General features: G+C 45.7%; 16 protein-coding genes, 1 tRNA gene and 3 pseudogenes. 14 read left to right on the top strand and 6 right to left on the bottom strand.

Annotation, left to right across the window (positions count from 1 at the left end; genetic code table 11):
* Nucleotides 1-36: 36 nt before the first annotated feature.
* The 4 genes from tolB to nadA all read left to right on the top strand — a co-directional run bounded on the left by tolB (nucleotide 37) and on the right by nadA (nucleotide 4,227).
* Complete coding sequence (tolB, locus tag GT360_RS18880; protein WP_164650498.1) at nucleotides 37-1,395, top strand: Tol-Pal system beta propeller repeat protein TolB; 1,359 nt, start codon at nucleotides 37-39, stop codon at nucleotides 1,393-1,395.
* 18 nt (nucleotides 1,396-1,413) lie between these two features.
* A complete protein-coding gene (pal, locus tag GT360_RS18875) occupies nucleotides 1,414-1,965 on the top strand; it encodes a peptidoglycan-associated lipoprotein Pal (RefSeq protein ID WP_164650497.1) in 552 nt (183 codons plus the stop codon).
* 55 nt (nucleotides 1,966-2,020) lie between these two features.
* On the top strand, nucleotides 2,021-2,803 hold the full coding sequence (gene ybgF / locus GT360_RS18870) for a tol-pal system protein YbgF (RefSeq protein ID WP_164650496.1): 783 nt from the start codon (nucleotides 2,021-2,023) through the stop codon (nucleotides 2,801-2,803).
* A gap of 362 nt (nucleotides 2,804-3,165) precedes the next feature.
* Nucleotides 3,166-4,227 (top strand): quinolinate synthase NadA, encoded by a 1,062-nt coding sequence (nadA, locus tag GT360_RS18865; protein WP_164650495.1) that lies wholly within the window; start codon nucleotides 3,166-3,168, stop codon nucleotides 4,225-4,227.
* Nucleotides 4,228-4,318: 91 nt separating this feature from the next.
* On the opposite strand, the gene GT360_RS18860 is transcribed toward nadA, so the two are convergent.
* The gene (locus GT360_RS18860; protein WP_164651159.1) at nucleotides 4,319-4,894 is read right to left on the bottom strand and encodes a UPF0149 family protein; all 576 of its coding nucleotides are present in this window, start codon (nucleotides 4,892-4,894) and stop codon (nucleotides 4,319-4,321) included.
* Between the two features lie 183 nt (nucleotides 4,895-5,077).
* On the opposite strand from GT360_RS18860, the pseudogene GT360_RS22110 reads away from it, so the two are divergent.
* The 6 genes and pseudogenes from GT360_RS22110 to GT360_RS18840 all read left to right on the top strand — a co-directional run.
* Nucleotides 5,078-6,316, top strand: a pseudogene (locus GT360_RS22110) (histidine kinase dimerization/phospho-acceptor domain-containing protein); the annotation flags it as partial.
* A 147-nt stretch (nucleotides 6,317-6,463) separates the two neighbouring features.
* Nucleotides 6,464-6,808 (top strand): annotated as a pseudogene (locus tag GT360_RS22105) (ATP-binding protein); the annotation flags it as partial.
* The gene (locus GT360_RS22100; RefSeq protein ID WP_420825468.1) at nucleotides 6,794-7,486 is read left to right on the top strand and encodes a response regulator; all 693 of its coding nucleotides are present in this window, start codon (nucleotides 6,794-6,796) and stop codon (nucleotides 7,484-7,486) included. The pseudogene GT360_RS22105 and the gene GT360_RS22100, both read left to right, overlap by 15 nt.
* A 201-nt stretch (nucleotides 7,487-7,687) precedes the next feature.
* Nucleotides 7,688-8,140, top strand: coding sequence for an L-alanine exporter AlaE (locus GT360_RS18850; protein ID WP_164650493.1), 453 nt, complete (start codon nucleotides 7,688-7,690; stop codon nucleotides 8,138-8,140).
* A gap of 146 nt (nucleotides 8,141-8,286) precedes the next feature.
* Nucleotides 8,287-8,374: transfer RNA gene (locus GT360_RS18845), tRNA-Ser, on the top strand.
* A 155-nt stretch (nucleotides 8,375-8,529) separates the two neighbouring features.
* A pseudogene (locus GT360_RS18840) lies at nucleotides 8,530-9,661 on the top strand (IS3 family transposase).
* Between the two features lie 110 nt (nucleotides 9,662-9,771).
* Here GT360_RS18840 and GT360_RS18835 read toward each other — a convergent pair.
* Together GT360_RS18835 and GT360_RS18830 are read right to left on the bottom strand one after the other, a co-directional pair.
* Entirely contained in the window at nucleotides 9,772-10,689 is a 918-nt protein-coding gene (locus GT360_RS18835; protein ID WP_164650492.1) for a LysR family transcriptional regulator, read from the bottom strand.
* Nucleotides 10,690-11,301: 612 nt separating this feature from the next.
* Entirely contained in the window at nucleotides 11,302-13,032 is a 1,731-nt protein-coding gene (locus tag GT360_RS18830; protein ID WP_164650491.1) for an amidohydrolase, read from the bottom strand.
* Nucleotides 13,033-13,146: 114 nt separating this feature from the next.
* On the opposite strand from GT360_RS18830, the gene GT360_RS18825 reads away from it, so the two are divergent.
* A complete protein-coding gene (locus tag GT360_RS18825; RefSeq protein ID WP_164650490.1) occupies nucleotides 13,147-14,106 on the top strand; it encodes a LysR family transcriptional regulator in 960 nt (319 codons plus the stop codon).
* A 265-nt stretch (nucleotides 14,107-14,371) separates the two neighbouring features.
* Here GT360_RS18825 and GT360_RS18820 read toward each other — a convergent pair whose 3' ends face one another.
* The gene (locus GT360_RS18820; RefSeq protein WP_164650489.1) at nucleotides 14,372-15,211 is read right to left on the bottom strand and encodes a serine hydrolase domain-containing protein; all 840 of its coding nucleotides are present in this window, start codon (nucleotides 15,209-15,211) and stop codon (nucleotides 14,372-14,374) included.
* Here GT360_RS18820 and GT360_RS18815 point away from each other — a divergent pair.
* On the top strand, nucleotides 15,192-16,649 hold the full coding sequence (locus GT360_RS18815; RefSeq protein WP_164650488.1) for an amidohydrolase family protein: 1,458 nt from the start codon (nucleotides 15,192-15,194) through the stop codon (nucleotides 16,647-16,649). The two genes, GT360_RS18820 and GT360_RS18815, sit on opposite strands and share 20 nt — an antisense overlap.
* A gap of 144 nt (nucleotides 16,650-16,793) precedes the next feature.
* Here the strand turns inward: GT360_RS18815 and GT360_RS18810 are convergent, their stop codons facing one another.
* Nucleotides 16,794-18,281 (bottom strand): amidohydrolase family protein, encoded by a 1,488-nt coding sequence (locus GT360_RS18810; protein WP_164650487.1) that lies wholly within the window; start codon nucleotides 18,279-18,281, stop codon nucleotides 16,794-16,796.
* Between the two features lie 136 nt (nucleotides 18,282-18,417).
* On the opposite strand from GT360_RS18810, the gene GT360_RS18805 reads away from it, so the two are divergent.
* A complete protein-coding gene (locus tag GT360_RS18805; RefSeq protein WP_164650486.1) occupies nucleotides 18,418-19,305 on the top strand; it encodes a LysR family transcriptional regulator in 888 nt (295 codons plus the stop codon).
* A 222-nt stretch (nucleotides 19,306-19,527) separates the two neighbouring features.
* Here the strand turns inward: GT360_RS18805 and GT360_RS18800 are convergent, their stop codons facing one another.
* On the bottom strand, nucleotides 19,528-20,844 hold the full coding sequence (locus GT360_RS18800) for a serine hydrolase domain-containing protein (protein ID WP_164650485.1): 1,317 nt from the start codon (nucleotides 20,842-20,844) through the stop codon (nucleotides 19,528-19,530).
* Nucleotides 20,845-20,983: 139 nt separating this feature from the next.
* Here GT360_RS18800 and GT360_RS18795 point away from each other — a divergent pair, with 139 nt between their 5' ends.
* The gene (locus GT360_RS18795; RefSeq protein ID WP_164650484.1) at nucleotides 20,984-21,874 is read left to right on the top strand and encodes a LysR family transcriptional regulator; all 891 of its coding nucleotides are present in this window, start codon (nucleotides 20,984-20,986) and stop codon (nucleotides 21,872-21,874) included.
* The last annotated feature ends 16 nt before the right edge of the window (nucleotides 21,875-21,890 follow it).

Here is a 21,890-nt window from a genome sequence, read left to right as displayed (position 1 = left end):
GATTGGACCAAAAATACAACAGTAAGGAACAAGCTTGTGCTAAAGCGAGTATTTTTAGGATTTATCTTATCCCTCACAGCGGCAGTCTCGACTGCACACGCTGCCTTGGAGTTGGTGATCACTGAAGGCATCAACTCCGCACGTCCAATAGCGATTGTCCCTTTCAAGTGGGAAGGGCAAGAGCCGTTACCACAAGACATCTCAGCGGTGATCGCATCGGATCTCCAACGAAGTGGTAAGTTTAACCCATTACGTGTAAATGATATGCCACAGACGCCATACGGTGAGAGTGAAGTTGACTTTGACCAGTGGACAAACACCGGTGTGGATTCCATTGTGGTCGGTGCGGTTACTCAAACAGAAACCGGCGATTATCGTGTTAACTACCAGTTGATTGATATTGTTCGTGGTCAATTAACACAAGGTGATGCAAAGGCGCTGTCTTCGGATGGTCAGCTTGTCTCTTCACGTGACCATATTCTGTTCAATAAAGTGGCGACGGTTCCTAAGAATCGTATGCGTGAGTACGCTCACCGAATTTCTGATCTTATTTATGAAGAGCTGACGGGTGAAAAAGGCGCTTTCCGCACGCGTATTGCTTATGTAGTTGTTCAAGAAGATGCTGACTACCCATACCAACTTCGTGTGGCTGATTACGATGGCTACAATGAGCGATTGGTTCTGCGTTCAAAACAACCTTTAATGTCACCAGCATGGTCCCCTGACGGCAGCAAGCTTGCCTACGTAAGCTTCCAGAATGGCCAGTCAGAGATCTTTATGATGGATATCTACACTGGCAAGCGCGAGAAGTTGACGTCATATCCTCGTCACAATGGCGCACCACGCTTCTCTCCTGATGGTGACAAGCTCGCTCTCGTACTGTCGAAGTCAGGTAGTTTACATCTTTACACTCTGGATCTGAAAACTCGTAAGTTAGAGCAGCTTACCAAAGGTCGCTCAAACAACACTGAACCTTATTGGACACCAGACGGTGACAGTCTCGTGTTTACTTCGGACCGCGGCGGACGCCCACAGATTTACCAAATGTCTGAGAACGGTGGCACTGCTAAGCGTTTGACTTGGCAAGGTATGCAAAACCTAAGTGGACAAATTACACCAGATGGTCGTTTTATGGTTATGGTGAATCAGAATAATTCTGGTCAGTTCAACCTAGCCAAACAAGATTTGGAAACGGGCGCTGTGCAGATTTTGACTGAAACGTTGCTCGATGAGTCACCAAGCATTGCACCAAACGGCAGTATGGTGATTTATAGCTCAACGTATAACCAGGCGAATGTTCTATCAATGGTTTCTATTGATGGACGTTTCAAAGCTCGTTTACCTCTGACTAACGGTCGTGTTCGTGCGCCCGCTTGGTCCCCATTTTTGAAATAATATAAAAGGAATATTTAGATGCAACTTAGCAAAGTGTTCAAAGGCCTGATGATTGCAGTACCTGTACTGGCGATGACAGCATGTAGTTCAACTGATGATGCGGTTAACGCAGAAGGTTCTTCTACAGATTACGAAACAAGCCAACCTGCAGGTGAAGGTTCAACAACGGATAACACTGTTGTTTCTCCGATCGAAGGCGGTGAAGGCGCACTTTCTGAGCAAGAGCTTCAAGAGAAAGCCCTAGCTGAAACCTCTACAATTTACTTTGCTTTTGACAACGCTTCTATTGCTGGCGACTACGAAGAAGTGCTAGCAGCACACGCTTCATTCCTAGTGTCTAACCCAGCTAAAAACGTCACTGTTGAAGGTCACGCAGATGAGCGCGGTACTCCAGAGTACAACATCGCACTAGGTGAGCGTCGTGCAGTAGCAGTTGCTAAGTACCTGCAAGCACTAGGTGTTCAATCAGAGCAAGTTTCTATCGTGAGCTACGGCGAAGAGAAGCCACTTGTTTTCGGTCAGTCTGAAGAAGCTTACGCTAAGAACCGTCGCGCGGTATTGGTATACTAATTTCTACCGGTTCATTTAGAGCCAAGGTATAGACATAAAAAGGAGAGTGATGCTTATGTTGGCTAAACGCATCATTACAACGGGTCGAGTTTTTACGCTGTCTGGTTTAGCTCTTGCGCTGTCGGGAACTGTTTTTGCAAATCCTGCTCCTGTCGCAGATCTTAATTCTTCGTCTTCAAACACGACTCGAGCCGTTTCATCTGCGCCCGAGTCTGATGTTGAACGACTAGAGCGTATGCTGGAAAACCGTAACCGCACACAAGCACGCATGCAGCTGCAAATGGATGACATGGCACTGGAAATCAGTGAATTACGTGGCCTTCTTGAGCAAAACAGCTATGAACTGCAGCAGATGCTGCAACGTCAGCGTGAGTTGTATGTTGAGCTGGACAAAGTGCGCAACCAAGCGCCTGTCGCTGTTATTCCAGATGAAGCGCCAGAAGCACCAAAGGGTGGTAAGGCATCATCTAATGCGGGCGAGCAAGAAGCGTATCAAGCCGCCGTTGATCTGGTGCTTAAGCAGCGTGATTACGGTGCGGCCATTATCGCTTTTCAAGAGTTTCAAGAGAATTACCCTGATTCAACCTATAGTGCGAATGCGCACTACTGGTTAGGTCAGCTTTACTTTGCTAAAAAGCAAGATAAAGAGGCGGTGAAGAGCTTCGCAGCTGTGGTGGCTTACGAAGATTCTAACAAGCGTTCTGATGCGCTATTGAAACTTGGTGATATTGCATCGCGCAACAACAATGCTGATGCTGCGAACAAGTACTACCAACAGGTTATTTCAGAGCACCCAAACAGTGCTTCTGCTAACTTGGCGCAGCAACGAATTAAGTGACGAATACCTTAAGATAGAATTCAAAGGCAACCTCGGTTGCCTTTTCTTTTACGAGCCCCAAAATACTGCGCACACTTAATACTTGTCATACTGAATTTATTTCAGTATCTAGGCCGGGGAGTTGACTAAGCACCGGCGTTCCCTTTGAGTAAATTTTGAAACAAGTTCAAAATGACGCGCGGTAGCTCAAAATGACACGCTTTTAACCACAGTGATACTTTTAACCACCGTCATACTGGATTTATTTCAGTATCTAGGCAGGGGAGTTGACCAACCACCGGCGTTACCTTCTCGCAACCTTTGATCCTGCTTTTCTCTAGGTGTACAATTCCCGGATTATTGGAAGATTGAGAGCGCTGGCAATGAGCCATATCCTAGACAAAATCGACACTGTGTATCCTTTTCCACCAAAGCCTACACCACTTTCAGACGAGCAAAAGTCTCAGTATGTTGCGAAGATCAAACAGCTACTAAAAGAGAAAGACGCTGTACTTATCGCACACTACTACACTGACCCTGAAATTCAGGCACTAGCTGAAGAAACGGGCGGCTTTGTCGGCGATTCACTTGAGATGGCGAAATTTGGTAATCGTCACGATGCAAGCACTCTGATCATCGCAGGCGTTCGCTTCATGGGTGAATCTGCGAAAATCCTGACTCCAGAAAAGCGCATCCTCATGCCAACACTTGAAGCGGAGTGTTCATTGGACTTAGGCTGTCCAGAAGACAAGTTTACTGAGTTTTGTGATGCTCACCCTAACCACACTGTTGTGGTATATGCGAACACATCCGCCGCAGTTAAAGCACGTGCAGACTGGGTGGTAACGTCAAGCATTGCTCTAGAGATCGTTGAACATCTCGATGACGAAGGTAAACAGATCATCTGGGGGCCTGACCGTCACCTGGGCTCGTACATCTCAAACAAAACAGGCGCAGAGATGCTACTGTGGAATGCAGAGTGTGTCGTACACGATGAGTTTTCAGCTGACGCATTGCGTAAGATGAAGAACGTCTACCCTGACGCAGCGATTCTCGTTCACCCTGAGTCACCAGCAAGTGTCGTTGAGCTTGCAGATGCAGTAGGTTCTACCAGCCAACTCATCAAAGCAGCAAAAGAGCTACCTCATCAGCAAATGATCGTTGCAACAGACAAAGGTATCTTCTTCAAGATGCAACAACTCGTGCCAGAGAAAGAGCTCATTGAAGCACCGACAGCGGGCGCAGGCGCAACCTGTCGTAGTTGTGCACACTGTCCTTGGATGGCAATGAACGGCCTCCAGGCGATTGAGCAAGCACTGCGTGAGGGCGGAGCAGAGCATGAAATCTTTGTCGATGAAGCGGTGCGCGTTAAATCACTTATTCCGCTAAACCGCATGTTAGATTTTGCTGAACAGTTGAATGTTCAGGTGAAAGGTAACGCGTAGATAAGGTGTGTTTGAGCCCATCAGTTGAATAAAAAACGGAGCCTTCAGTCGGCTCCGTTTTTTATGATGGTTGGAAACTCATCAGCGCTATCTATTCGTTTTCTGCTTGCGCCAAGCTTTGGCCGCGTTGAGCAATACCGCAAAGCATCACAGGCATTGCATTGAAGATCTCTTCAAACTGCTCTAAGCCTTCCATACCTTGCTCTTTTAACGTCGCGAGCGAAGTCAGTGGATCATAAAGCATAGACAAAGAAAGAAGTACGCCACCCAACAGAGCGTTGTCTTCACTTTTTTCCGGCATCAATGTTTCCCAATCATCACGGCAGAGTTGCCAACCTTGCAGCATACCTTCACAGAACTCGCGAGTCGCTTCTGTCACAATATCTTCATCATCGAGTTCACAGCCTTCTGGCCACTGCCATGTACCCTCTAGCAACTGAGGGCCAGACTCATTCCAAATGTTGATGACCAGTTGAATGTATTCCTCAAGCTGCTCACCGTCGGTGAACGGAGCCTGTTCAGCGCCACCCCAAAGGAAAGGGAGCCACTCATTCGCTTCGAGTAGATACGGGGCAGATGACATTGCGGTGATGAAACCGCGAGTTTGTGCCTCACTGAGTAGTTTGTCTTGAAGCTCGTTGTTGGCAATCAGTTGTGAAAGAGTCACATTACTTTCCATATCTTTAAATCCTGATGATGAAAAAAATCTCATTTGCGCCACAGTGTAACAAGGCAAGGCTCAAAAATCAGGAAAATTCCTTGCCAGAACATCCGAGTGTGGTTAGTTTTGAAACAAGGCTATTAAAAGAGCAACTTATTGCTTATATACGACAAGGATCATCATCGTCTAATGAAGCACACGTCTTCGCTGCGTCGCAAAAGTAAAATCGCTCTCGCGATATATATGATTTTGTTCATTACGGTTATTGGTACCGTTGTGTTTCATGTTGTAGAGCACCCCATCAGAAAGCAGCTCCAGCAGAACTTAGACGTGAGGACACAACTGCTCGCTTCTCAAATCGAAGATAAGCTCAATAACTCACTGACCACCCTCAACAGCATTGTGAGTGTCGGAGCCGCTAACCTCACACCACAACAGCAAGCAGACACACTTTATTCTTTGTTTATCAACCTAGAAGGAGTCGTCGTGAGTGGAGGCTTATGGCCTAAACCCTACAGTGTAGACGAAGACATACCTTATCAAAGCCTCTTCTATAACCGAGCTCGTGATGGGCTTATCGAACAGATTTACTCTTGGGATAACGCCGAGAATGGCGGCTATGATAATCAAGATTGGTATCGTAGCGTTATGAATCAAGCCTCAGGTGTGTTTACCTGGTCCCCGGTCTATATCGATCCATTCACCCATGTCCAAATGATCACGGCCTCCTCAGCTTATTATGTCGATGGTGATTTTGCAGGCGTTGCCACCGTGGATCTGTCTCTTGAGGGGCTCATTGATTATGTTCGGGAGCATGCAGAAAACTACGACCTCGGCGTTATTCTAAAAGATGGCTTTGGTGCTACGATTACTCACTACGACTTTAACATTGTGGATGATATCTATATTAGTCATCGTGAGTTTGGTGATTTCAATTGGGAAGTCGATGTCGTCAACTCGAAACACTTGGTCAGTGACCAAGTGATGCAGTTGGTGTCGCAAGTAGAAATAGGCCTAATACCTATTTTGCTTTGCTGCATACTGCTTGTTTACTACATGTTGAATCAATATCTCATCAAGCCGATTGTATCAATTGCAGAGAACGTTCGTGACTCTGAGGCGACAGGCACCATTGATATCGATTATGGGAGTAACGATGAGATCCGTTTCTTGATCGATAGCTTCAACCAAAAAACAGCGTTCCTGGATGAAGAGCGGAAGAAGGCTGAGGTTTCAACCGAAGCAAAAAGTGCGTTTCTCGCGACGTTGTCTCATGAGATTAGAACCCCAATGAATGGTGTACTGGGCACAGCACAAATCCTATTGAAAAGTGACCTCAATGCAGAGCAGCGCAAGATGATGCGCACACTGTATGAATCAGGCGACCACATGATGACGCTGCTCAATGAGATTCTCGACTTCTCGAAAATTGAGCAGGGTAAACTAGAGCTAGATAAAGGCGTATTTCCACTAGAGAACATTATAGGCAGTGTCAATAGCGTCTATCACACCTTGTGTACCGAGAAGGGGTTAGAGTTTAAAGTGCACTCAGAGGTGCCGATTGATCGCTGGTATATGGCGGATAAAGCTCGTGTTAGGCAGATTCTATTTAATCTGCTCAACAATGCCGTTAAGTTTACTTCTAGAGGTCTCATCGAAGTACACTTTAAAGAGCTTCATGTTGGTGAAAATCACTTTTTGAGTATTCGAGTGAGAGACACCGGCGTCGGAATAGCTAAAGATGCTCAAGACAAGGTGTTTACCCCCTTTGAGCAAGCAGAGTCGACAACCACAAGGCGATTTGGCGGCACTGGCTTGGGCTTAGCGATAGTAAAACAGATTGTCGAGCTGATGGACGGCAGCATTACTCTGAACAGTGAGCTGGGAATAGGGTCGAGCTTCGAGGTGGTGATCAAGGTTGAGCTGGCGACCGCGACTACCCCGCAGCTTTCCAATGACTATACTAATAACCTCTCTGGATTAAGAGCCCTTATTGTCGAAGATAACCGTACGAATGCCATTATTCTAGAAGCCTTGCTAAAAGGTAAGGGGTTTGAAGTCTTTATCGCAGAAAATGGAGAAAGGGCTTTAGAGCGCTTATCTACAGATACTTATGACCTGATATTAATGGATAACCACATGCCAATCATGGATGGTGTTGAGGCAACGCGACATATTCGTCAGTTGGGCTCACGTAATGCAGAAGTGCTTATTCTAGGTTGTACTGCTGATGTGTTTGAAGAAACCAAGCAACGAATGATTTCAGCGGGTGTTGATCATATCATAGCCAAACCAGTGAAAGATAAAGAGCTTGAAGATGCGCTCTATTTTTATGTCGATAAACTCCGTCAATATCAACCAACCTCGATAGACGATTTCGAAGATGAATTAGAGGCTCTAGTCATCGATTTGAGTATCTCCCTCGATAACGAGGAGTTTGAGCAGGCACTACAGGCGGTTGAGGGAATTGAACCTATGCTTGAAGCAGAGAACATACAAGGACAAAAGCTGCTAAAGTCGATTCAAACGCAATTGAAGGAGAGTAAAGTCCCCTCAAAAGACGAATTGGATAATTTGGTCGTACAATTATTGACTTGATAGTGATTACAACTGCTTTTTGTTTTTATAGTGGCTGTATAAACTGGTTTTTTATAAAAATTTGAAATCCTAAACTAATATAATTGTGTTCTAATAGCGCCATCGTCTGGTCAGTAATGGCCGGGCTTTTTTGTGCCTACTGTTCAGTGAGTTACGAGCAATTTGGCTTTTTAAGATGTCGTTTATTGGAGCTAGTCAAGAATGAAAGCGCGTGCGCCGTTTTGTATTCGCAATGCCGCAGCAGATACGTTTGCTATGGTTGTATTTTGTTTTGTCACCGGAATGATCATCGAGATTATGATCTCGGGTATGACTTTCCAGCAATCTCTAGCTTCAAGAACACTATCTATTCCAGTCAACATCGCCATTGCATGGCCTTATGGTGTGTTCCGCGATTTCTGTCTTCGCCAAGGTAAACGTATCTCTGAAACAGGCTTGATGCGAAATATCTCAGATCTCATCGCATACGTGCTGTTCCAGTCTCCTGTATACGCAGCAATCTTGTTTGCTGTTGGTGCATCAACCGAACAGATCATTACCGCAGTGTCGAGCAACGCCGTTGTTTCTTGTGGTATGGGCGTCCTATATGGTTACTTCTTAGATATGTGCCGTCGTTGGTTCCGCGTACCGGGTTACCAACGGCAATCAGCATAAATTGGTCATTCATTCAGCGAGATAGCTAATTTATCGCCACTTAAACCACAAATTAGCATTTTTTTCGCTGATACCCTTGACCAACAAGGCTCGAATCATTAAATTAGCGCCTCGTTGGCACGCAAAGCCAACCAAAACAAAATTACGGTGAGTTGTCCGAGTGGCTGAAGGAGCACGCCTGGAAAGTGTGTATACGGCAACGTATCGAGAGTTCGAATCTCTCACTCACCGCCACATTCTATAAAAAAGACGTCCTAGGACGTCTTTTTTAATGCCTATTATACTTCTAAATCAATAAGTTATTGTCCGATAACGTCCAAAGATTGGTAAGCCCCCACTTCCCTAGACACTTAATAGTTATATAATTCAACAAACTATGAGGTGTTGTTATGAGCGGAAAACGCTACACAGAAGAGTTCAAAATCCAAGCCGTTGAACAAGTCACTAAGCACGGTCATACACTTAACTCAACTGCTGAGCGGCTGGGAGTGAGCTACAAATCACTTTGCGACTGGGTTAAAAGATATGAAAAGCCAACAGAGCAGCGACAGCAAGAAGATGATCAAAACGCTGAGATCAGGAAGCTAAAAGCCGAGCTTAAGCGGGTGACCATGGAAAGGGACATATTAAAGGAAGCCGCCGTGTACTTTGCCGGGGAGTCAAAGAAAAGTACACGTTCATAAGCGAGCGACTTCAGCGATACCCTTTGAAAGTGATGTGCCAAATCCTTGAAATCCAACGCAGTGGATTCTATGCGTGGCAGCGTAAGCCGCTAAGTTGTCGCGCGAAAGAGGATCAACGTTTACTAGGTAAAATTAAGCAGTTTTGGCTTGAGAGTGGATGTGTTTATGGTTATCGCAATATCACTATCGATCTTCGAAGTGATGGTGAGTCTTGTGGGAAGAACAGGGTTTATCGCTTGATGAAGCAAGCCAATATAAAAGCGGTGCGCCACCCAGGCTTTGGTCGAGGTAAGCCTCATATCGCCGCGCCAAACGTCCTAGACAGGGGATTTAACGTTGATAAGCCAGACCGATAACTGATTTCACCTACATCCGGACGCACGAAGGATGGCTATACTTGACGGTCGTCATCGACTTATTTTCTAGGAAAGTCGTTGGTTGGACAATGAAAAGTAGTCCCAAATCTGACCTAGTCATCGATGCATTGTTGATGGCTATTTGGCGCAGAAGACCCAAAGGCAAGGTTCTGATCCACTCTGATCAAGGGGTTCAATATACGTCGGGTGACTGGAAGAGCTTCCTGAAAGCGCACAATATGGAAATCAGCATGAGTCGGAAAGGAAACTGCCATGACAATGCTGTTGCTGAAAGCCTTTTCTCACTGCTTAAGAAAGATCGAGTAAAGAAAATAATCTACAAAACCCGCGCAGAAGCGCGGTCAGAGATATTTGATTATATTGAGTGTTTCTACAATCCCAGACGAAATCATGGTACTAATGGTGGGCTGTCACCAAATGACTATGAAAGACAGTATTTTCAGGAGCTTGAGAGTGTATAGAGTTCTGGGGTCTTACCACTGGGAACAAACAGAAAACAGGTTGTTGCTTGCTACTCATATCGCTTGTGGTGATTTTTCTACTAACAAGTGCCAACAACGGTTGATTGATATCATTTGGATATGTCGCTGATTTGTCGTCTACATATGTCAATCAGCTCATTGCGCACAAAACGGTGCAAAGGGTCATTGTGGCTTCTTTGATGCCAGTAACAGTGAATGGTTGTTGGAGGTAGTGCCTTGATAGGTCGTGAAGTTAAAGTACTGTTGGTGAGCAATGCTGCGGAGCCTACTGAAATTATACTGACACGGTTAGAGCCCTCGAGCAGTTTCGCAAGTAATTGATAACTAGCAACTCCTGCAATGATCTGGCGAGTTTTTCCGTAGGACTTAGCTAGGGACTCGACGGATTGTTGTTGGTGTGTCTGCGGTGCAATCGCTACGTATGGGTAGTCGAAAGCACTTTGTGGCCATTCGGTGCTATGGTTCAGCGGGTGCCGTTTATCATAGACTGCACACATTGGCATTTTTCCTACCTCAACACCATAAAGTTGGGGAGACAGTTCGGAAATTACATTGAAAGTCAGTTCAAACTTTCCCTCTAGTAACTCTTGTTCAGTGCTCTCATTCCATAACGAGGTTTCAACGACTATACCAGGTGCAGTCTCTTGTAAACGATTTACGAGTTCTGGGATAACATGGAGTGCACCCAAACCAGGCATGGCGATACGAATTGTCCCTTTAGCGAATATTGGCTGAAAATCTTCTGTAGCAATGACTCGCTCTAAAGATGAGATGGCGTCATATAGTGGTGTGGCCAGTGATAGTGCTTTAGGTGTGGGTTCGATTCCTCGACCTGATGGAATATATAAAGGGTCATTAAAATGCTCACGCAGTTTATTGAGATGGTAGGTGACTGTGCCTTGTTGCAACCCCATTTGTTTAGCGACTTGTTTGACACTGTTGTGTTGTAGAAGCTGCTGCAAGATGAGGAGTGATTTGATGTCGATTCCGCTTAGTGGGTGATGCACGATTTCTCTCGATTGTTAACTATTCAAAATTTTCAAATAGAAGAATTAAATATAACTAGTATATTGCTGAAACTATTTAGGTAAAATAAACATGTTGTTGAAACACTCAACGAGTTACTAAACAAAGAGCTTTGTGCAATTTGTCATATCACTTGAGCTTTATAGCTTGTCTGCGGTAAGCAGATAGCGACGAGGTGATCTTAGTATTAGTTGCTAGTCCGACCAACTTCCATATTCTGAGTTATAAGTTTAATAACTCTACAATCCCTTTATTACCGTTCAGCGCATGTCCGAAATTTAAAAGCGTTGGACGGTTTTTTTTTAGATGTGACTTGTCTATATTAGCTTTTCTGACAAGAACTATTTTCAAATCTACCTGATTGTTACGTAGCTAGTAAATAGTTACCTAGCGAGTAAAAACCCACTTCCCATCACTATTTAAGTACTGACAAAATTGAACGATACCGTTAGGTTGAGATTGATGTGTAGCATCGAACTGAAACCTAACGGATAGTTTATATCTGGCGAATTAATCTCTTGAACAGATCAGCAGTGTTGATATGTGGTGATGGAATAACTGGGTAGGCTTGAGTCTACCCAGTTTTGGGTGAACTATTTCGCTCGGAAAATTTCAACACCTTCTTTGTAAGTCGCCATAACTTTAAGATCCTTGAGTGCCATCGGATCGACTTTCAACGGGTTCTGGTCAAGAATGATCATATCAGCTAGTTTACCAGGTTCTAGAGAGCCTTTATGGTCTTCTTCACGGAACTGATAGGCAGCATTGATTGTTGAAGCTTTTAGTGCATCCATCACACTGATACGTTCATCTTCGCCCCAAACCTTGCCACTGCGGCTAACTCGGTTAACAGCTGTCCAGATTAGTGTGAACTGGTCCACTGGATGGACAGGAGAGTCATGGTGGATAGTCGTTGAGAAGCCGTGATTAATACCAGATTGTACCGGATTAAGTTTAGCTGTTCGCTCCGGTCCATAGATTTGCTTAGCATGGAAATCAGCAAAGTAGAAGCTGTGCGCCATTTGATATGTCAGGGTAACATCAAGATCTTTTAGTGTCTCAAACTGATCTTCTTGCACCTGCTGTAGGTGGATAAGCTGAGTACGACGGTCTTTACCTGGGTATGCTTTGTTCGCTACAGTTAAGCCTTCAATAGCGATATCAAGCGCACCGTCACCAAGAGCATGGACAAACAGTGGGATGTCATGTTCTAGGTAGCTGCTAGCAAGCTTAGCTAGATCATCGGCAGACATTGAAGAATAGCCCACGTAACCTTCTTCGCCTTCCAACTGCACATGGTAAGGGTCACGAAGGAAGGCCGTACGACCTGGTGAGCCGCCATCAAGGTTAGCTTTTAGACCAGCCAAGCGGAAACCGTTATCGTAGTCTGGCGAGTAGTTATTAACCACTGTATCGACATCGGTAGCGAAGTAGAACATGCCGCCCGCAACGTCAATTTTCAGCTGGTCGGTCGCAGCCATGTGCTGGAAAAGCGCTTGAGTTTGAGGACTCAAACCCATTTCAGTAGCAGTGGTAAAGCCTTGTGAGGCATACAGGTCTTGAGCGTCACGAACCATCTTCTGAGCAAGCTCGAACATAAAGTCTTCTGGCAAGTCTTGAGACTGGTCGACACCCAGGTCTTCTGTCAGCGACAACAGGATTGGCTTAATTGCCGCTTCTTCTAAAATGCCGTTAGGCTGCATGGAGCCCGCTTCTCGTTGGATCACACCGCCAGAAGGTGCAACACTGTTTTCGTCGATGCCAAGCATGTCGAGCATGTAAGTGTTAGCAACGACGATATGTGTTGAAAAGTGAATTGCGATGATAGGAACTTCAGTAGAGATCGCATCAAGGTCATGACGAGTAGGGTGACGATCCTCTTCTAGCATTGCGTTGTCATAGCCCCAGCCAATTACCCAGTCTTTACTGCCTTTGTTGTCTTTCTCGCGTTTACTAAGTGCCCAAGACATCTCACGTTGGATATCTTTAATGCTCTCAATATTACCCGCTGGCTTAGGGTCTAGGTTGACCATTGCCAGCTTCACACCCGACATTTGGAAGTGGCTGTGTGCGTCAAAAAAGCTAGGCATCAGGGTACGACCTTCAAGGTCAACTAGTTCAGTGTTTGCATCTTTATGCTCGGCCTTGATTGCATCTTTTTTACCGACTGCAACGATCTTGCCTTCTTTGACAGCGACTGCTTCAACTTTAGGCATAGCGTCATCCATGGTTAGGATGTCGCCACCAAAGTAAATCGCGTCAGCGTCTGCGTATGCAGACATTGCTGTCGCAGCAATCAAGCTTGCTAAGAATGTTCTTTTCATAATTCAAACCTTTTTAGAATAATTCACGTCCACATTTGTGGCACGCAAGGATTGTATAAAGATTTTGGCTAATGTAACGTAAGGGTTGTTCGAATAACTCAGACAATTAGAAATATGTTGTTACGTTTTAGTCTAGATCAGGTGGCTGCTTTTGTAGCGGTGGCAGAGAATAGCTCATTTAGTGATGCAGCTCGTGTAAGCGGAAAAAGCCGCTCTACTTTGCACCATCAAGTCGGAAACTTAGAGGTGGATCTCAACATAACTTTATTCTCTCGTGTTGGAAAAGGGGTCGCTTTGACCCAAGAAGGCAAAGTGCTGCTTGAGCAAGCTAAACACTTGCTCTATCACGCTAAGTATTTTCAAAATAGCGCAGATAGCCTGTCACAGGGAGAAAGCCAACAATTGACTGTCTACCATGATGCGATATTACCGCCTCACTTTATCGCTCGGGTTGACCGTTGGGTGTCGGATGCCTTTCCACTGGTTGATATTCAATGGTTACACCGCGACCGACTCTCAATGTATCAAGGTTTGCTTAATGGAGAGGCTGACTTGGGTTTAGCGTTAAGTAGTGGTGGAACACTGCCAATGCATGGTGTGGATTTTTATAATCTCGGGATGATGCCTATCGACATTTTTACTAGTCATCAATCTCCCATGGTAAGTTGCCAGCCCTGCTCACTGCATGAGCTTGCTCAGTATCGTCAACTGATGTTAGAAGACTATCTCGATACTCCGGTTTTCTCCCGCTCACAGGTAAAGAGTAACCCCAAGCAGGTGAGTAATGTCGATATGCTATTAGCGATGTTAGAAGACTCAGGCTGGTCGGTGTTACCGATTGCTTTGGTCAACAATCACCCAAAGCGCGATCAGTTCATTCGGTTAAAGTTGAATTTTATCTCTAACACCAACACCGCTGAATACATAATGTTTAGTAATAAGTTACATACGGCTGATCCAGCATTAAGGTTGCTTATTGATAGTATAAAATCACTGTATACCGACGAACTTGCGTTAATTAGTGATACTCCAGATTTGAACGCAAAGTGGGGGGGGGTAAGAGTCACAAGCTAACTTGGTTACGAGCGTAAAAAATCCTCGTCATAATCTTGCTTTGACTTATTATTTTACGGAACAAGTGGATTAAAATGCAGGGTTAAAAGTCTAACTTGTTTGCAAGCACAGAGCGATTTGTCAACGCAAATTGAAAAGCTATACCCAAGCAAATCTTGAAAATCTGCACCATTTGGTGTCTTGGGTGTAATATAAAGACTAAATCCGACACTGATTTATCAGCATCGGAATTAGTAAAACCAAGCTTGTCCTAATGTTATATGGACTACTTTACCTCTGCTGCGATAGCTTGAGCAGCGGCGATCTTAGACCAGAAGTGGTCATTGCCCACAGTTGATGCGCCAGGCTGGCTAGAGAAGAAACTTACCACCGTCTCAGTCGTGCGGTTGATGTAAACCACCTGACCATGGATACCAACAGCCGCGTATTCACCTTGCTCTTGGTCTAATACCCACCAGTTGTTTTTATATGCTTGCCAATCGTCAGCATAACGTGGGTTGCGTGCTGTACGAAGGTAGTCGTTCTCTTCCAAATCTAATGTAGCGTCAACCCATTCAGCTGGAACGATCTGTTGACCGTTGTAGTGACCACGGTTTAGGATCATGCTGCCAAAGCGTGCTGCATCACGCAGTGTGGTGTTCATACCACCAGTAGAAATTGGCATAAAGGCACGGTCAACGGCCATGTGAGCATCGTTATCCGCCCCGAGTTTTGACCATAAGTGCTCTTGAATAAACTCGTTGTATGGCTGGCCTGATACTCGGCTAATGATCCAACCTAGAACATCAGAGTTAGCTGAATTGTACTCAAACATATGACCCGGCTCTAGATCTTCGTTCTCGCCAATAAACTTGCCAAGGAAGTCATAGATACCATAGATTTCAGTTGATTCTGGTTGTGCGTCACGGCCTCCAGGAATGTAGGCCATGTTCATCGCTGGGCCATAGTATTTTAGGAAGTCTGAGTTTGGATCAACATAGTTCTCTTCAAAGTCGATAGCCGTTGCGTGGTTAAGAAGATCCTGGATAGTCACACGCTCAAAACCGCTCCCTTTGAGCTCAGGCAGGTGCTTAGCTGGTGAGTCATTGAGGTTAATCTCGTACATATTTGCTGCGAATGCTGTGTCTGCCGAAGATGTCACTATCTATGATGTAGTGATTGAGCAAGGGCGAGTGATTGACCCGGCTTCCGGTACCAATGAGGTCATGAATATCGGTATTGTTGATGGCAGCATTGTCACTTTGAACAATGATAAACTCGTCGGTGAGAAAGTCATCGATGCTCAGGATAAGGTTGTTGCCCCGGGTTTTATCGACTTGCACTCACACACCCCATTTAGCTTCGGTGAGAGTCTACAGCTAAGAGATGGTGTTACCACGCCATTGGATCTGGAAGCCGGCGCTTATCCTGTGACCGATTACGGTATGTTCATTCGTGACAAAGCACGTGCAAACTATGGCGCCTCGGTTGGTTTTTATGCCGCGCGTATTAAGGTCATTGAGGACCGCGATCAATCCTACATTGTGACAGAGCAAGGTGCGCACCCGTTTGCTGGGCCAGCGTTTACACAGCAAGCGACACCAGAGCAAATTGAAGAACTTAAACAGCACCTTATCGATGGCATCAACCAAGGTGGTATCGGTATCGGCCTGCCTCTTGACTATATGACCGAGGCGATCTCTGACGAAGAGCTTAATATGGTGTTTAAGCTTGCTAAGGACCTCAACGTTCCACTATTTGCCCACATTCGTCGCGGTGTAAATGGAGATATCGGTCCCCTAAATGATGTACTAAAACTGTCACAAAAATACGGTACTGCGCTTCACCTTTGCCATATTAATGCCAACGCAATGGGCAACATTGGTAACTGGCTCGCGGCAATCGACGAGGCCAATGAAAAGGGCGCTAACGTGACCGTTGAAGCCTTCCCTTATACAGCTGGTTCAACCTCTATCTCAGCGGACGTTTTTGGTCGTGATTGGCAAGAAATTTTCGATATCTCATATGGTGATGTTCAATGGGCAGCGACAGGAGAGTTTTTGACTAAAGAGACCTTCGAACAGAAGCATCGCGAAGAGCCAGGCGGCATGGTCATTCACCATTACATGAAAGAAGAGTGGCTAGAAACCGCATTGACCTATCCGGGTATGATTGTTTCCTCTGATGCCATGCCAACACTCAATGCGAATGTAAAGGCGAACCCTAACGGTGCCGGCTCATTTACAAGACTACTGACTCACTATGTTCGAGATACCAAACTGCTTTCTCTTGAGCAGGCTATCGCGATGTCGAGCTACTACCCTGCAAGATTGATTGAAGAGGCTGCTCCGGCATTTAAGCGTAAGGGCCGAATTCAAGAGGGAGCCGATGCTGACCTATTGGTGTTTGATCTTGATAACTTGTCGAGTAACGCGGCATATATGGACCCGTTCGCACCGGCGACAGGTTGGGACTACATTTTGGTTAACGGTGTGGTTGTACTTGATGGTGATAAACTGACCAAAGAAAGACCGGGACAATTTATTCTTTCTACTCACCCTTAAGCATCGCCTGTTAATGATGCGTTAGGATCGTGATTAAGAGAATGGTTTAGTACCATCAATAAAAATGCCAGCCGGAATATCCGGCTGGCAGTTAATTTACCTAAATATGGGCATCTAACCTATATGACAGAATAAGGTCTTATTTTATTCCGCAGGCGTAGTGCCAAGGAGATTACGTCCTGGTGCATTGAGAGTGAGTTCATCATTCTCTAATACGATTTCACCTTCAATCATCACGTAGCTGTAGCCGGTTGCCTCGACGAATGGGTCTGTGTAGCTGGCTGCACTATTGATGTTATCGATATCGAAGATCAGCAAGTCAGCGTGTGCGCCTTCTTGCACGCGGCCTTTCTTGCCAAAGATAGGTGCCACCCCTTCTAAGCGCTTCGCGGGTAGATAACTGCCTTTGTAGAATGCATCATTTAGGCTGATCACACCCTCGTCACGGACATACTGAGCGAGGACTCGTGTGTAAGAGCCTGCACCGTTTGGCGCCGATTTGAGGTTTGCATTGATGGCAGGCATGGCATCAGTTGCGATCATCATATCTGGGTGAACCATCGCCTCTCGCAGCCAATCTTCTTGCATGTAATGGTGGATGATCATACCGTCTGGACGCTCTTTGCGCATCTTGTACCAAGTTTCCTCGGTAAAGTATTCCCCTGTTTCTGCCCATTGAACATCTTCGTAGCTGATATCAAAGATGGTTTTCCAGTCGCGATCGAACACATCCGCTGAAATAAAGGTTGAGCCGGCAGTATATGGGAAGATCTCCATGGTGATATCGGCACCATTGGCATTGGCTTCATCGATGACTTTCATCCACTCGCCGATAGCGCCCATTGCGTTGGCATTGATATGGCAGATGTGTAGCGGAGCGCCCGTCTCAACGGCAACGTCCAGTACATCAAGAAGTGGTTGAATATCGCCATTGACTCCACGACGAATATGCGCCCAAACGACCGCATCATGTTCTGCGGCAACCTCAAAGATCATGCGCAGCTCTTCTTCACTAACTGCTGGCGACATGTAGTCCAGCAAGAACCCAATACCTAAACCACCCGCTTCAAGCTCTTCTACGATGATTTTACGCATCTGCTCGATTTCTTCACTGGTCGCTAACTGCTCGTAGCCCTCTTCAGGGACAAGTGTACCGGCTTCATCAATAAACCAGCCCTTGGTTTCACCCTCAATCACACCAACACGGATCAGTGCGTGAGAGACGGAAGCACCAAAGTTAACATAAGGGGCGTTACGCAAGAAGTTACCATACTCGCTCGCCGGATAAGCACCGGCTTCTAACTCTAGGGCGGTGGTTGCGCCGTCTCTAAGCTGAAGAAGCGCACCAAACGGAAAACCACTGTGCGTATGGAGATCGATAAAACCAGGGCCAACAATCATACCGTCAGCGTCGATAACGCGCTCACCGGAGAGTGAATCGTTCGTTAGTGTTTCGATTACGCCATCTTTGATACCAATGTTCATGACTTTGTCGGTGTTGGTTTCAGGGTCGATCACGCGCCCTTGATTAATCACGAGATCGTAATTGATTGGGGATGTCTCTGGTGCTTTAGTACAGCCGGCCATCAGTACCGCCATTGCGACTGCACTGCCAACGAGTTTCATCTTCATTTATTGCTCCTAACAATATTGCTTGTTATTGGTGTGGCAATGCCACGTAGTTGTAGTGGCAGGAATATAACGTGCTAGCGATAAGGGCTCATCTCTGCTATGTTGGCATCATCCCAACGTACTAAGTTAGTCGATAATGCTTACCTTTGACCAATTAGAGGCATTTGTGGCCGTTGTCAAGCAAGGCTCTTTTGCAGCAGCTGCGCGTACCCTCAGCAAGGATCGCTCAACCATTCACCAGTTGATTGCTTATCTAGAAATTGAGTGGAATATGCCATTGTTTAATCGTGAGGGTAGGCTTCCGACCTTGAGACCAGAAGCCGAGCGTTTATTTCTCTACGCTGAATCTATGATTCACCAACGACAAGAAATTAATCATTTTGCCAACTCCATCAATCAAAGCTCAGAACAACTAGAGATAGGCATTAGCTACGACCCCGTTTTACCCAAAGAAATCGTCTCAAAGCTCATGTTATTTATTCAGCAGAATTATCCGAGCACTCTAGTTAATCTGGTTGAGAAAAATAGAGATGAAAGCACCAATGCCCTCACTAAGGGGGAGGTGGATCTTGCTATCCATATGGTCACTGGCAAGACACAGCCAACCAAGGGGTTATTTGGTGTGACGGTGGGGGCTTTGCGCTATGCGTTTTTCTGCTCCTACCACTCAGAGTTACGTCTACTCAAGCCTTGCCCTTTAGAGCAACTGCGCGCAAAGAAGCAACTGTTTTTAGAGAGTTTCGCCAGAACTGATATGACAGAGACCACGCTGTTTAGCGCCATTTATCAAACCATGTCATCGGTTGACGTGATTGTCGACTGGTTAAAAAACGACAAGGATTGCTATGCGCTCCTTCCTGCAAAAGAGCTCGAAAATCATGCTGAGATTGTTGAGCTCGATGTGGATTTTCTAGCGGCACCAGCGTATCGGTCATGGACGTGTTTGTGTCGCAATATTAATGCGCAGAGTGCGTTACATACCGTGATAAGACAAGAAGTTGTACGTCTATTTGCTAGTTTGTAGTGGTTGAATATACCGATTTGACTTCAGTATTGGTTCCCTTAGGACGAGTTTTCTTGGTTGTATGTAAAGCAAATCTCGCGGAAACTGCATCTTGAGGTTACTTGGGTATAGGTAAAAAGAAAAAGGATGGTTTAAAACCATCCTTTAATACGGCGAACCAATTGTGTGTGTAGAGCTTTGAAGTAGCTCAACAGACAACAGTTATTAACCCAAGGTTAATGACTATTTGATTGAATCAGCAATCGCTGCAAATGCGGCCATGCGTGGACGGTTCGTTTCACGAGCCGCGTTCGAGGCGCTTGGTGTTGAAGAGAAGGTTGCAATGACTAGGTTCTTCTCTTGGTTGATGTACAGGTTTTGTCCGAATACACCACGGAAGGTACCGATGCCTTTTTCACTGTCATGCACCCATAGGTAGTTCTTGTAGCCTTCTAACCACTGGTCGTAAACTGGGCTGTTTTCATCAATGCGGTAGATACTGCGTGCTGTGTGCAGCTTCTCTTCATCAGTGAGAGCAAAGGTATCTTTAACCCATTTCTCAGAGAATACCTGCTGACCATTGTATTGACCGTTATTTGCCATTGCCATACCCACGCGAGCAAAGTCACGCAACGTGGTGTTCATACCACCAGTGGCAATCGCAACGAAGGTCATATCTGCCATCATAAACGCATCGTGCTCGGCGCCCAATTTGCTCCAAATATTTTCTGCAATGAAGGTCTGTAGCGGTTGACCGGAAACGCGGCTAATGATCCAACCAATAACATCAACGTTAGGAGAGTGGTACTCGTACTTGTAAGACGGCTCTAGGTCAGGGTTTTGCGTGAACAACGGCGCAAATTCCAGTAGACCACGAGGTGTATCATCTTGAGTTGGGTCGATAGCTTCAAGGTCAAAAGCAGCAACGAAACCAAGGCGACGGAAATACTCGGTACTGAAGTCACCCGGCACCATGTTTACGTAGTCTTCTGAGTAGTTTAGCGCGGTCACCATGTTCAGCACTTCGCGCACTGTACGCTGGCCAAAGTGGGTGTCTTTCAGCTCTTCAATGTAAGTTTCAACTTTAGCATCAACGTCGACTTTTCCTTGCTCAACCAGTAAGCCCATAGCCTGACCAGTCAGAGATTTTGTGCTCGACGCCCACATATGGTGGTCTTTTTCTGTGAAATCACCGAAGTACTCTTCGTGCAGAATTTTGCCGTCCTGAACGATGATATAACCGTCTGTATGGTCGCCGATCATCGCATCACGTACGGTGTAGGTTTCACCTTGGTGGTCGAATTTAAGCGCTGCAATGTTAGGGTCTAACGCTTCAGGGATGGCCACAACACTACCTTCACGCGGCACCATGACACTCGGGTGCAAGCCCATATTTCTAAACGTCCAGTTGTTGTAGGGTGCCTGGGTCCACTTACCTTTGGTCGCTTGAGCTTCTGGGCTTGCAGGGATGGTATCCATAACCGCGATTTCTGAGGCAGCTACTGCTGTAGCAGAGAAGAGGCTTAGGCCGATTAGGCTACCGATTAGTGTTTTTTTCATATTTTAACCTTTATTGGATTAGGAGGTCTGACCAAAGTGGATTAAGACGTCGGACTAGCACGCAGTTTAGGTTGGTTTATTTTTCATATCTATCGCATAATGATGGGGATAAACGTTCAAATTAAGCTAGGGGTAGATAATGATCACATTTGAGCAAGTTAATTGCTTTCGTGCGGTATACGAACAAGGCAGCTATAGCGCAGGCTCGCGACTGATAGGCAAAGATCGCACAACAGTCAGAGAGCATGTGTTGGCACTAGAGGATATACTCGGTGAGGCTCTATTTACAATCCAAGGCAAAAAAGCCCACCCGACCCCGCTTGCTAATCATCTCTACCCACGCGCACGCCACCTAGCAAAACAAGCGATGGATTTTGAGTCTGTCGCCTTCTCCTCTCAGCAACTTGCTCTTACTCAGTTAACCTTGTGTTATGACATCCAAGTACCCAGTCAGCTGTTAGCTGATATTGATCGGCGAGTTAGTGTCGTGTTTCCTCATTTGTCATTGAAATGGTTGCAGCGAGATAGAGACCAGGCCTCGACGTTGCTAGAAAAAGGTCTGGCCCATTTTGCTATGCTGCCAACGATGAGAAACCTTATTCCCCCAGAGCAGATGGGGTTGGTTAGGATGGGCAGTTGTGTTTATGGCGTATATGTTCATCCAGATTCACCTCTCGCCAAGCGCGAGCATGTGTCTATTCAAGATCTTACCGAGTACCCACAGCTAGTTAGTAGCAACGTATTTGTTACCGGAGAAAAAACCATGCAGATCTCGTCCGAGTGCCACGAGGTCAATAGTGTTGATCTTATGGTGCGGCTTTTGGCTAATCGAGGTTGGGCTGTCATCAATAGTTTAGATGCACGAATCTATGAGCAACAGGGGGGGATTCAACGGGTTGATATAACCGATTTAGTTCATGATTACCGAACTAGTCTTGCTTTATTCTACTCATTTGCTTTTGATTCCAACCCAACAATAAAAAAGTGTATACAACTGATAAGAGAAAGTTGCCGAGAACTTTTAATATAATGCCATACGATAAACT

Source organism: Vibrio astriarenae (genome assembly GCF_010587385.1).
Classification (GTDB): Bacteria; Pseudomonadota; Gammaproteobacteria; order Enterobacterales; family Vibrionaceae; genus Vibrio; species Vibrio astriarenae.
The sequence above is the reverse complement of the archived record's forward strand: the minus strand, read 5'-3'. Positions and strand labels throughout refer to the sequence as shown.